Below are 12,397 nucleotides of genomic sequence, written 5' to 3' on the forward strand. Positions count from 1 at the left end.
TCCGCCATGTCCGCTCACGAATCCCCCATTATTCGTCGTCAATCCAGGCAGATCATGGTCGGCAACGTGCCGGTTGGGGGCAACGCCCCCATCACGGTGCAGACCATGACCAACACCAAGACTACCGATGTTGCCGCCACCGTCGAGCAGATCCAGCGGATCGAGCGGGTCGGTGCTGACATAGTCCGGGTCTCGGTGCCCACCATGGAAGCGGCGGAAGCCTTCCGGCTCATCAAGCAGCAGACCCGTATTCCCATCGTCGCCGATATCCACTTCGACTACCGCATCGCCCTGAAAGTGGCCGAGTACGGTGCCGATTGCCTGCGCATCAACCCGGGCAACATCGGCAACGAAGAACGGGTGCGCGCCGTGGTTGACTGTGCCCGTCATTACAACATTCCGATCCGCATCGGCGTCAACGGCGGCTCTCTGGAGCGTGACATCCAGGAAAAGTATGGCGAACCGACCCCGGAAGCCCTGCTCGAGTCGGCCATGCGCCACGTGGATTACCTGGATCGCCTCAACTTTGAGAACTTCAAGGTGAGCGTCAAGGCCTCCGATGTCTTCCTGGCGGTCGGTGCCTATCGCCTGCTGGCCAAGCAGATCGACCAGCCGCTGCACCTGGGGATCACCGAGGCGGGCGGATTCCGTGCCGGCGCGGTGAAATCCGCCATAGGGCTCGGCATGCTGCTGGCCGATGGCATAGGCGACACCATTCGCATCTCCCTGGCCGCCGATCCGGTGGAAGAGGTGAAGGTGGGCTTCGACATTCTCAAGTCCCTGCGCATCCGCTCCCGCGGCATCAACTTCATCGCCTGTCCCTCCTGCTCCCGTCAGGAGTTCGACGTGATAGGGACGGTGAACGCCCTGGAAGAGCGGCTGGAGGACATCATCACCCCGATGGACGTCTCCATCATCGGCTGCGTGGTGAATGGCCCGGGCGAGGCGCTGGTCTCTGACCTTGGTCTGGCGGGTGCCGCCAACAAGAGTGCCTTCTATGAAGGGGGCCAGCGGGTTGACAGGCTCGACAACAAGGATCTCATCCCGACCCTGGAGCGCCGTATCCGCGCCCGGGCGGCCATGCTGGATCCCGCCAACCAGATCCAGGTGGACAAAGGTTGAACCATTGAGGGGCCACCTGGGGTGGCCCCGGCTTTAGGTTGTTGATTTTACATCCCGCATCCGGGCACCCTGATTTTACCTCGGGGCCGAAAATCCCTATAATGCGGCCAAATTTTACCTCTTTTTCTCGAGTATCAACGTGGCAAAACAGATCCAAGCTATTCGCGGTATGAATGATTGCCTGCCGGAGCAGAGCCCGGTATGGCAGAAAGTGGAACAGATCCTGCGCCAGGTCGTCGCCAGCTACGGCTACAGCGAAGTGCGCATGCCCATCGTCGAGCAGACCCATCTGTTCAAGCGCGCCATCGGTGAAGTGACCGACGTGGTCGAAAAAGAGATGTACACCTTTGAAGACCGCAACGGCGACAGCCTGAGCCTGCGTCCGGAAGGGACAGCCAGCTGCGTGCGTGCCGGCATCGAGCACGGCCTGCTCTACAACCAGGAACGCCGGATGTGGTACATGGGCCCCATGTTCCGTCACGAGCGTCCCCAGAAGGGCCGTTATCGCCAGTTCCACCAGTTCGGAGTCGAGCTGTTTGGTATCAACGGGCCGGACATCGATGCTGAGCTGATCATGCTGACCCACCGTCTGTGGCGCCTGTTCGGCATCAGCGATCATGTCACCCTGCAGCTCAACACGCTCGGTCAGAGTGAAGAGCGCGCCGCCTACCGCGATGCGCTGGTCGCCTACTTGGAGCAGTACAAGAGCGAGCTGGACGAAGAGAGCCAGCGCCGCATGTACAGCAACCCGCTGCGGGTGCTCGACTCCAAGGACGAAAAAGTGCAAGCCATCCTGGTGGGTGCGCCCCGTCTGTTCGATCACCTGGGCGAAGAGAGCCTAGCCCACTTCGAGGGGCTCAAGCGCTTGCTCGAGTCCGCCGGTATCCAATACGAGGTGAATGAGCGTCTGGTGCGCGGCCTCGACTACTACAACCTCACCGTGTTCGAGTGGGTGACCAACAGCTTGGGTGCCCAGGGCACCGTCTGTGCCGGTGGTCGTTACGACGGCCTGGTGGAGCAGCTCGGCGGTCAGGCGACCCCGGCCGTGGGCTTTGCCATGGGCATGGAGCGTCTGGTGCTGATGCTCGAAACTCTCGAACTCAACGCCGATATCCGCCCGGCGGTGGATGTCTATCTGGCCATGGTGGGCGAGGGGACGGAACAGGCTGGTTTCCAGCTTGCCGAGCGGCTGCGCGATGCCCTGCCGGACTTGCGTCTGATGAGCCACTGCGGTGGCGGCAACTTCAAGAAACAACTCAAGCGTGCCGACAAGAGCGGCGCGGCCATTGCCCTGATCCTCGGCGAGACCGAGGTGCAAAGCGGGGAGATCACCATCAAATATCTGCGTGGCCAGGCCGAGCAACAGACCGTCTCGGTCGATGCCGCCATCGCCCTGCTGGCAGCTAAAGGAGAGTAAGCTGTGGAAGTGTATACCACTGAAGAACAACAGGTTGAGGTCATCAAGAGCTGGTGGAAAGAGAACGGCACCTCGGTACTCGCGGGGACCGTGATCGGTCTGGTCGGCCTCTTTGGCTGGCGTTACTACAACGAGCTGCAGCAGACCAACCAGGAAGCCGCCTCCCAGGCTTACAACGCCATGACAGCCCAGCTCGCCAAGGGTGACGATGCTGCCCTTGAGCAGGCCAAGAACTTCATCAGCGCCCATCAGGGCGACGCCTATGCGGAGCTGGCTGCCCTGCAACTTGCCGCGGCTGCGGTCAAGGCGGGCAAGCTGGATCTGGCTGCCGAGCAGCTGACCCAGGTGGCCGCGAATGGCGACGAGAGCATCAAGCCCATCGCCGCCCTGCGCCTGGCCCGGGTGCTCAAGGATCAGGGCAAGGCCGACGAAGCGCTGGCCCAGCTTGGCAAGATCAACAACGATGCCTTCAAGGCCCAGGTGGCGGAAGTGCGTGGTGATGTGCTGCTGGGTCAGGGCAAGCCCGAAGAGGCGCGCGATGCCTATCAGGTCGCGGCCGATGCCGGCGGCCTGCAGAGCAGCGCCGAGCTCAAGCTGAAGATGGACGATCTGGCGCTGCCAGCGGTGACAGCGGGTGAGGCTCCGGATGCGTAATCTGTACAAGAAAATGGCGCTGGGGGTGGCAGTTTCCCTGGCCCTGCAGGGCTGCTCCCTGTTCAGTTCCGAGGAAGACCTGACCCCGATGGCCCCCCTGCCCGTGGTCGAGTCCGCCTTCACGGCCGACACGGCCTGGTCTTCCTCCGTCGGCGATGGCATCGGTGATTTCTACTCCCAGTTGCAACCCGTGGTGGAAGAGGATCACATCTATGCCGCCGCCCGTGATGGCGACGTGACCGCCTTCGATCGCAGCAGTGGTGAGACCCTGTGGAGCGTGGATCTGGCGGACCTGCCCATCAACGCCGACAAACGCAGCGCCCGTCTCTCCGGCGGTCTGGTCTCCCGTTATGGCAAGTTGTTCCTCGGCTCCGAGAACGGGGTGGTCTACGCCCTGAACGAAGCGAACGGGGAAGTGCTGTGGCAGACCACGGTCCCCGGTGAAGTGGTGGCGAGCCCCGCCGTCGAAGATGGTCGCGTGGTGGTGCTGACCACCTCGGGTCGTCTGGTGGCGCTCGACACCGATGAGGGCAAGTTGCAGTGGACCCTGTCCGAAGAGCAGCCGCCCCTGACCCTGCGCAGTGCCGGGACCCCGGTCATCACCAACGGCGCCGTGCTCTATGGCCGTGCCGATGGCAAGGTGGGCATCGCCCTGCTGAGCAACGGCCAGCCGGTGCGCCAGTCCAAGGTGGCTGACCCGCGCGGCGCCACCGAGCTGGACCGCATGGTCGACGTGGACGCCAGCCCGCTGATTGCCGGTGATGAGCTCTACGCCATCGCCTACAATGGCCAGCTGATGGCCCGCAAGCTGATGACCGGTGACGAGGTGTGGAAGCGCAAGTATTCCGGCTACCGCGACATGGCTGTGACCGGCAATGCCATCGTGCTGACCGACAACCGCAGCCACCTGTTTGCGGTCGACAGGCGCAATGGTCTTGAGCTGTGGTCCAACACCCAGCTGGAAAACCGCACCGTGACCGCCCCCGTCGTCCTGGGTGACTATGTGGTGGTCGGTGATGTGGAAGGCTACCTGTATTGGCTGGATCGTACCGACGGGTCCATCAAGGCCATGCAGCAGCTCGACAGCAGTGGTCTCTATGCCGCGCCCCTGGTGGACGGTGACACCCTGTATGTGCAGAGCCGTGGCGGCAAGTTGTACGCAATCAAGCGTCCCTGATCGCCCGTCAATCTGAATATCCGGCTCCTGGTCTTCGGACCCGGAGCCTTTGTCGTCTTGAGAATGAGGCTTTTATGACTCCTGTAGTAGCCCTGGTGGGCCGCCCCAACGTGGGGAAATCCACCCTGTTTAACCGCCTGACCCGTACCCGGGATGCCCTGGTTGCCGATTTCCCCGGCCTGACCCGGGACCGCAAATACGGCCAGGCGAAGTTGGGCGAGCTGGAATTTATCGTGGTCGATACCGGCGGTATCGATGGCACCGAGGAGGGGATCGAGCTGAAGATGGCCGAGCAGTCCCTGTTGGCCATCGAGGAGGCCGATGTGGTGCTGTTCATGGTGGATGCCCGTGCCGGTTTGACCGCCGCGGATCAGGCCATCGCCGAGCACCTGCGCAAGACCCACAAGAAGGTGTTCCTGGTCGCCAACAAGACCGATGGCATCGACGGTGACTCCGCGGTCTCCGAGTTCTACGGTCTGGCGCTGGGGGAGGTCTACCAGATCGCCGCCGCCCACGGCCGTGGCGTGTTGAGCCTGCTGGAGCTGGCGCTGGCTCCCCACCTTGAGACCCTGGTCGAGGCCGCCGAAGAAGAGACGCAGGAAGAGGAGGACTTCGACGAAGAAGCCCTGCTGCGCATGGTGGCCGCCGGTGATCTCGATACCCGGGAAGACACCAAGGAGACCCCGTTTGCCGACCTGCCCATCAAGTTCGCCATCGTCGGTCGCCCCAACGTCGGCAAGTCGACCCTGACCAACCGCATGCTGGGTGAAGACCGGGTCATCGTCTATGACATGCCGGGCACCACCCGCGACTCCGTCTACATCCCCATGGAGCGTGACGAGCAGAAGTACGTGGTCATCGACACCGCCGGCGTGCGCCGTCGTGGCAAGGTGCACGAGACGGTGGAGAAGTTCTCCGTCATCAAGACGCTCAAGGCGATTGAAGATGCCAACGTCTGCCTGCTGGTGATCGACGCGCGCGAGACCATCACGGATCAGGACTTGAGCATCCTTGGCTTCGTCCTCCACAGCGGCCGCTCCGTGGTGCTGGTGGTGAACAAGTGGGACGGTCTGGATCAGAAGGTGAAAGAGGACGTCAAGAACGAGCTGGACCGTCGTCTGGGCTTCATCGATTTCGCCCGCGTCCACTTCATCTCCGCCCTGCACGGTAGCGGTGTCGGCCATCTGTTCGAGTCCATCAATGAGGCTTACCAGTCCGCCACCCGTCGTACCAGTACCGCCATGCTGACCCGCATCATGCAGATGGCGCAGGAAGACCACCAGCCGCCGATGGTGAATGGTCGCCGCGTCAAGCTCAAGTATGCCCACGCCGGTGGCTACAACCCGCCGCGTATCGTGATCCACGGCAACCAGCTGAACGACTTGCCGGACTCCTACAAGCGGTATCTCATCAACTACTTCCGCAAGTCCCTGAAGATCATGGGGACCCCGATCAGGGTCGAGTTCCAGGAATCGGTCAACCCGTTCGAGGGCAAGAAGAACACCCTGACCCTGAGCCAGGAGCGGCAACGGGATCGCCTGCTCAAGGCGAAGAACAAGAGCAAGAAATAAGCCCTGACGGCTGCCCCGGTGGCAGCCGTTTTTTTATCTGCAAGATGAGAGGTGAGCCCAGCGCTCATGCCTGAGAGGAGATGACCATGAGTCTCTTGACATGCCCGGCCTGCCACGCCGAGCTGGACAGCCGCAGTGCGGAGGCGAGCTGCGGCCAGTGCCATGCCAACTATCGGATCCGGGCGCTGTGCCCTACCTGCCAGCATGAGCTTGAACGGCTCAGGGCATGTGGCGCCGTGGATTACTTTTGCCACCACTGCAACAGCCTCATCTCCAAACGTACTGTCCAGTTTGAGCTGACGCCGGTCGAGGCATAAAAAGGCATTAAAAAAACCCGGCCTTGGCCGGGTTTATGCTGTGTGCTCCGCAATCAGCAAGGTGTAGGAGCGGTTTCGGTGCCATATCTTGCGTTTCATGTCGGCCAGTTTCAGCTTGCGTCTGGGGCTCCAGGCGCATCTGGTCTTTCTGGTCAACGTGGCTCTTCTGCGTGTTCGCATCTGGTTTTCCTCTCTGGTCATCCCGGCGACGCTGACAGCCCTGACATAGGGGGCCATCGGTGTCGCAAGTTGATGAATATATTGCAACAAGCCTCTCTCAGACAGGCTTGGGTCTGGGAGGATGGTAACAGAGAATTTCCCCAGACGACACACCCGGCAGGGCTCAGGGGGTGATGATCTGCTTGACCACTTCGGCGATGATGGCGGGGCGCTCTGCCGGGGCGGCCGGCTCGCTGCCGTCGTCCTCGTCCAGGGTTTCGCGGCGATGAGCCTTCTGTTGCTCGTTGTCGAGCCACAGCAGGCTCTGGTAGTACTGGCGTACGTTGTTGACATAGTTGCGCGCCTCGCCACCCCGGGCATAGCCATAGCGTACCTTGCGATGCCAGCGTGACTGCTGCAGCAGGGGCAGCACCTCTTTCACGTCCCCCCAGGCATCGGGGTTCTTGCCGAGCTCCTTGGTCAGGCGACGGGCATCCATCATGTGGCCATAGCCGATGTTGTAGGCGGTGAGGGCAAACCACACCTTCTCGTCGGCCGGTACCGAGTCGGGCACCTTCTCCATCATCTCCTGCAAGTAGCGGGCGCCCCCCTTGATGCTCTCCTCCGGGTGCAGCCTGTCATTCACTCCCATCGCCTTGGCGGTAGGGCCGGTGAGCATCATCATGCCGCGCACCCCTGTGTAGGAGCGTGCCTGAGGATCCCAGTGGGACTCCTGATAGCTGATGGCGGCCAGCAGGCGCCAGTCGATCTCCTTGGCGTGAGTCTGGAACAGATCCTGGTACTTGGGCAGCAGGCTCTTGGCCCGCTGCAGGAAGGTGCGGGTGTCGACGAAATCGAAGTTCTGCACGTGGCCAAAGTACTTCTCGTCGAGCTTGGCGATGGAGCCATCCATGAAGCGCTGACCGAAGAAGTCGATGATGCTGGCATAGAGGCTGTCATCGGGCAGCTTGGTCATGGCCCAGGCCACGGTCTGCTTGCTGGCGAGGGTCAGCCCCTCGGTGAGTTCGGGGTAGTAACGCTGGGTGCGGGCCAGTACGGTGTCCTGCACTACTGTGTAGTCGACCTCGCCGTCGGCGACCTGTTTGAGCAGCTCCTCCACGTCGGCATCGCGGTTGATGCGCCAGTTCAGATTGGGGTACTGACTGGCCATCTCCTTCATCAGGTCCTCACCGGTGGAGCCGGCAGGCACCACTATGGTGCCCTTGATGTCGCCGAGATCCTTGGGCCTGGGAGAGCCGTTGCGATAGACCAGCTTGGGGGATACCTGGTAGAAGCCCGGGCCGAAGCGAAACAGCTTGCGTCGCTCCGGAGTCACGACGATGGCGGCGGCGGCGAGATCCAGCTTGCCCTTTTGCAGTTGCTCGACCAGCTCGGCGGTGGAGTAGGCCGGGATTATGGTCAGCTTGACCCCCAGCCAGTCGGCATAGTGCTGCGCCAGCTCGTAATCGAACCCCTGGGCGGTGTCGTCGCGCTGGTAATAGGAGGTGGGACCATAGAGGGTGCCAACACGGATCTCGCCCCGTTGGCGGATCTGCTCCAGCTGGCTGGAGGGGGAATAGAAGTCACAGCCGGCCAGGGCCAGCGTCAGCAACATCCCGATAAACAGTCGAAAAATGCAGCGCAAGTAGGTGAGTACCCTTGTTGAAAAAATCGGCATTTGTCAAAAAAGAGGCACCTTTATACCAGAGACGGTGGAGGGAGTCACATCGTGGGAGATGAGAAAAACGTTTGTTCGCGATGGGCCTGATCCCTATAATACGCGCGTCTCAAATCCCCCCACACTCTAAAACTTGGTGAGAAAGGTATATGGAAATCTTGCGTGGTGCCCCAGCACTGTCTGAGTTTCGTGTCCACAAGCTGCTGCAGAGCTGCGCACAGAGAGGAGTAGAGATAGCAGACGTCTATGCCGAATATGTGCACTTTGCCGAGCTTTCGAGCCCGCTGTCGCCCCCTGAGCGAGCGACCTTGGGCCAGCTTCTGCGCTACGGCCCGACCATCCCGGAACACACCCCCAGCGGTCAGCTGTTTCTCGTTACCCCCCGCCCCGGCACTATCTCCCCCTGGTCTTCCAAAGCAACCGACATCGCCCACAACTGCGGCCTGCACCAGGTCAAGCGGCTGGAGCGCGGCATTGCCTATTACGTGCAGGCCAAGGGTGAGCTGACCGCAGCCCAGCGTGGCGAGGTCGCGGCCCTGCTGCACGATCGCATGATGGAGACGGTGTTCGATGAGCCGAGCCAGGCCGCCGCCCTGTTTGCCCATCACGAACCGCGCCCCTTCACCCAGGTGGACGTGCTGGGTGGTGGCCGCGCCGCCCTGGCCTCGGCCAACGTCGAACTGGGCCTGGCCCTGGCCGACGACGAAATCGACTACCTGGTGGAGAACTTCACCAAGCTTGGTCGCAACCCCAATGACATCGAGCTCTACATGTTCGCCCAGGCGAACTCCGAGCACTGCCGTCACAAGATCTTCAACGCCGACTGGACCATAGACGGCGAGGCGCAGCCCAAGTCGCTGTTCAAGATGATCAAGAACACCTTCGAGCAGACGCCGGATCATGTCCTGTCTGCCTATAAAGACAACGCTGCCGTGATGGAGGGCAGCCAGGGTGGCCGTTTCTTCCCGAGCCCCGCCAGCGGTGAGTACCAGTATCACCAGGAGCGCGTCGACATCCTGATGAAGGTGGAGACCCACAACCACCCGACCGCCATCTCCCCCTTCCCGGGGGCGGCCACCGGTTCCGGTGGCGAGATCCGCGACGAGGGTGCGACAGGCCGTGGCGCCAAGCCCAAGGCGGGCCTGGTGGGCTTCTCCGTCTCCAACCTGCGCATCCCCGGTTTCGAGCAGCCCTGGGAGCAGGATTTCGGCAAGCCGAGCCGCATCGTCAGCGCCTTTGACATCATGCAGGAGGGGCCCCTTGGTGGCGCCGCCTTCAACAACGAGTTCGGTCGTCCCGCCATCCTCGGCTACTTCCGTACCTTCGAAGAGCAGGTGCCGAGCCACAACGGCGTCGAGGTGCGTGGCTACCACAAGCCCATCATGCTGGCGGGCGGCATCGGCAACATCCGCAGTGAACACGTCCAGAAGGGAGAGATCCCGGTAGGGGCTGCCCTCATCGTGCTGGGCGGCCCGGCCATGAACATCGGCCTGGGGGGCGGCGCAGCCTCCTCCATGGCCTCTGGTCAGTCTGCCGAAGACCTCGATTTCGCCTCGGTGCAGCGGGACAACCCCGAGATGGAGCGCCGTTGCCAGGAGGTGATCGATCGCTGCTGGCAGCTCGGCGATGACAATCCCATCGTCTTTATCCACGACGTGGGGGCCGGTGGCCTCTCCAACGCCATGCCGGAGCTGGTGAACGACGGCGATCGGGGCGGCCGCTTCGACCTGCGAGCCATCGCCAGCGACGAGCCGGGCATGAGCCCGCTGGAGATCTGGTGCAACGAATCCCAGGAGCGTTACGTGCTGGCGGTCGCCCAGGACAAGCTGCCCCTGTTCAAGGCTCTGTGCGAGCGCGAGCGCGCTCCTTATGCCGTGATCGGCACCGCCACCGAAGAGAAGCATCTGACTCTCTCTGACAGCCACTTTGACAACCAGCCCATCGATTTGCCGCTGGACGTGCTGCTCGGCAAGGCGCCCAAGATGCACCGCGACGTGGTGACCCTGCCCGCCCAGGGCAAGGCGCTGCAACTGGATGGCATCACCCTGAACGAGGCGGCCGAGCGGGTACTGCGCCTGCCGACCGTGGCGGAGAAGTCCTTCCTCATCACCATCGGCGATCGCAGCGTGACCGGTCTGGTCAACCGTGACCAGATGGTCGGCCCCTGGCAGATCCCGGTGGCCGATTGCGCCGTCACCGCAGCGACCTACGACAGCTATCATGGCGAAGCCATGTCCATGGGGGAGCGTACCCCGGTGGCGCTGCTCTCCCACGCCGCTTCAGCCCGTATGGCGGTGGCCGAGGCCCTGACCAACCTGGCACCGGCCCACATCGGATCGCTGAAGCGGGTCAAGCTCTCCGCCAACTGGATGTCCGCCGCCGGTCACCCGGGGGAAGATGCCGGCCTCTACGAAGCCGTGAAAGCGGTGGGCGAGGAGCTCTGCCCGGCCCTTGGTATCACCATTCCGGTGGGCAAGGACTCCATGTCCATGAAGACCCGCTGGCAGCAGGACGGGGAGGAGCGCAGCGTCACCTCGCCGCTCTCCCTGCTCATCTCGGCGTTTGCCCGGGTCGAGGACGTGCGCAATACCGTCACCCCGCAACTGCGCACCGATCTTGGAGAAACCGATCTTATCCTGATTGACCTTGGCAACGGCAAGCAGCGCCTCGGCGCCTCTGCCCTGGCCCAGGTCTATCGCCAGCTTGGCGAGAGTGCCCCGGATCTGGACAACCCGGTCCAGCTCAAGGGCTTCTTCAACGCCATCCAGGCGCTGGTGGCAGATCGCAAGCTGATTGCCTACCACGACCGCTCCGACGGCGGCCTCTTCGTCACCCTGACCGAGATGGCCTTCGCCGGTCACTGTGGCCTCGACATCCAGCTCGACCGCGTGGGCGGCGACCTGCTGCCGGCCCTGTTCAACGAGGAGCTGGGCGCCGTCATCCAGGTGCGCCGCGACGACAAGGAAGCCGTGCTGACCCTGTTGGCCGGACACGGTCTGGCGGCCTGCTCCCACGTGCTGGGCACGGTACGTGAGGATGATCTCATCCTGTTCCAGCGCGCCGGCACCGAAGTGTACCGCGCCAGCCGCACCGCCCTGCGCACCCTTTGGGGTGAGACCAGCTGGCAGATGCAGCGCCTGCGGGACAACCCGGAGTGCGCGGATCAGGAACACGCCGCCCGTCAGGACGCCACCGATCCGGGTCTGCAGGCCAGGCTGACCTACAACCCGTCCGAGGACGTGGCCGCCCCCTATATCGCCCGCGGGGTCTCCCCCCGTCTGGCGGTGCTGCGCGAGCAGGGGGTCAACTCCCACGTGGAGATGGCCGCGGCGTTCGACCGAGCCGGGTTCGCGGCGGTGGATGTGCATATGAGTGACATCCTGTCCGGTCGCATCAAGCTGGAAGAGTTCCAGACCCTGGTGGCCTGTGGCGGCTTCTCCTACGGCGACGTGCTGGGGGCGGGGGAAGGCTGGGCCAAGTCCATCCTGTTCAACGACGGGGCCCGCGAGCAGTTCCAGCGCTTCTTCGAGCGTGGCGATACCCTCTCCTTGGGTGTGTGCAACGGTTGCCAGATGATGTCCAACCTGCGTGACCTCATCCCGGGGGCCGATCTCTGGCCGCGTTTCGTGCGCAACCGCTCCGAGCGTTTCGAGGCGCGCTTCAGCCTGGTGGAAGTGCAGGAGTCACCCTCCGCCTTCTTCGCCGGCATGGCGGGCTCCGTGATGCCGATTGCCGTCTCCCACGGGGAAGGGCGGGTGGAGGTGCGCGACGCCGCTCACCTTGCCGCGCTGCAACAGAGCGGCCTGGTGGGGCTGCGTTTCGTGGACAACCGGGGTCAGGTCACCGAGCAGTACCCGGCCAACCCGAACGGGGCGCCGGCGGGCATCACCGCGGTCACCACCACGGACGGCCGCGCCACCATCATGATGCCGCACCCGGAGCGGGTGTTCCGCACCGTGGCGAACTCCTGGCACCCGGACAACTGGGGCGAAGATGGCGCCTGGATGCGGATGTTCAGAAACGCTCGCGTGCGTCTGGGTTAATCCCGCGCTGACATGGTAGAAAATCATAAACCGGCCCCGTGGCCGGTTTTTTTATGGGCGCGGGAGAGGCTTTATGCCCCTTGGGGTGATGGCTGGTGAATGGTGACTGAGGGAGGGGAGAGCAAAGATGAGCGTTGAGGTGAGAGGCTGAACGGGAGGAGGGCATTGGCACGGCGAGCTTGACCCCGGGGCCCGGCAGTCTGGGGAGATAAAAAAACCGGCCACGTAGGCCGGTTTTGCTGTGTGGAGTGGAGCTGAG

8 protein-coding genes are annotated in these 12,397 nt (G+C 63.1%); 7 read left to right on the forward strand and 1 reads right to left on the reverse strand.

The genetic code is table 11. The annotated features are described in order from the left end of the window. Positions 1 to 6 precede the first annotated feature (6 nt). The 6 genes from ispG to ACB039_RS07725 all read left to right on the forward strand — a co-directional run bounded on the left by ispG (position 7) and on the right by ACB039_RS07725 (position 6,258). Complete coding sequence (ispG, locus tag ACB039_RS07700) at positions 7 to 1,122, forward strand: flavodoxin-dependent (E)-4-hydroxy-3-methylbut-2-enyl-diphosphate synthase (protein WP_005324272.1); 1,116 nt, start codon at positions 7 to 9, stop codon at positions 1,120 to 1,122. 139 nt (positions 1,123 to 1,261) lie between these two features. Beyond that, positions 1,262 to 2,539, forward strand: a complete 1,278-nt coding sequence (gene hisS / locus ACB039_RS07705; RefSeq protein ID WP_043131699.1) for a histidine--tRNA ligase — start codon at positions 1,262 to 1,264, stop codon at positions 2,537 to 2,539. Between the two features lie 3 nt (positions 2,540 to 2,542). Then, positions 2,543 to 3,193 carry a tetratricopeptide repeat protein gene (locus ACB039_RS07710; RefSeq protein ID WP_270823429.1) on the forward strand — a complete coding sequence of 217 codons (651 nt, stop codon included), beginning with the start codon at positions 2,543 to 2,545 and terminating at the stop codon, positions 3,191 to 3,193. After that, positions 3,186 to 4,370: an outer membrane protein assembly factor BamB gene (gene bamB, locus ACB039_RS07715; RefSeq protein WP_270823430.1), complete on the forward strand. Its 1,185-nt coding sequence runs from the start codon at positions 3,186 to 3,188 to the stop codon at positions 4,368 to 4,370. Before ACB039_RS07710 ends, bamB begins: the two co-directional genes overlap by 8 nt. Positions 4,371 to 4,444: 74 nt before the next feature. Further along, positions 4,445 to 5,941, forward strand: coding sequence for a ribosome biogenesis GTPase Der (der, locus tag ACB039_RS07720; RefSeq protein ID WP_041205938.1), 1,497 nt, complete (start codon positions 4,445 to 4,447; stop codon positions 5,939 to 5,941). 86 nt (positions 5,942 to 6,027) lie between these two features. Then, positions 6,028 to 6,258 (forward strand): zinc ribbon domain-containing protein, encoded by a 231-nt coding sequence (locus tag ACB039_RS07725; protein ID WP_042650463.1) that lies wholly within the window; start codon positions 6,028 to 6,030, stop codon positions 6,256 to 6,258. Between the two features lie 343 nt (positions 6,259 to 6,601). Here the strand turns inward: ACB039_RS07725 and mltF are convergent, their stop codons facing one another. Then, on the reverse strand, positions 6,602 to 8,095 hold the full coding sequence (gene mltF, locus ACB039_RS07730) for a membrane-bound lytic murein transglycosylase MltF (protein ID WP_268434663.1): 1,494 nt from the start codon (positions 8,093 to 8,095) through the stop codon (positions 6,602 to 6,604). A gap of 149 nt (positions 8,096 to 8,244) precedes the next feature. On the opposite strand from mltF, the gene purL reads away from it, so the two are divergent. Next, positions 8,245 to 12,138, forward strand: coding sequence for a phosphoribosylformylglycinamidine synthase (purL, locus tag ACB039_RS07735; protein WP_371165428.1), 3,894 nt, complete (start codon positions 8,245 to 8,247; stop codon positions 12,136 to 12,138). The last annotated feature ends 259 nt before the right edge of the window (positions 12,139 to 12,397 follow it).

It is taken from the genome of Aeromonas sp. S2(2024) (assembly GCF_041402505.1).
GTDB lineage: Bacteria > Pseudomonadota > Gammaproteobacteria > Enterobacterales > Aeromonadaceae > Aeromonas > Aeromonas media.

Excerpts from the sequence above, each read along its gene's own strand:
- purL (WP_371165428.1), top strand. The coding sequence starts at position 8,245 with ATGGAAATCTTGCGTGGTGCCCCAGCACTGTCTGAGTTTCGTGTCCAC.
- mltF (WP_268434663.1), bottom strand. The coding sequence starts at position 8,095 with ATGCCGATTTTTTCAACAAGGGTACTCACCTACTTGCGCTGCATTTTT.
- bamB (WP_270823430.1), top strand. The coding sequence starts at position 3,186 with ATGCGTAATCTGTACAAGAAAATGGCGCTGGGGGTGGCAGTTTCCCTG.
- ispG (WP_005324272.1), top strand. The coding sequence starts at position 7 with ATGTCCGCTCACGAATCCCCCATTATTCGTCGTCAATCCAGGCAGATC.
- der (WP_041205938.1), top strand. The coding sequence starts at position 4,445 with ATGACTCCTGTAGTAGCCCTGGTGGGCCGCCCCAACGTGGGGAAATCC.
- ACB039_RS07725 (WP_042650463.1), top strand. The coding sequence starts at position 6,028 with ATGAGTCTCTTGACATGCCCGGCCTGCCACGCCGAGCTGGACAGCCGC.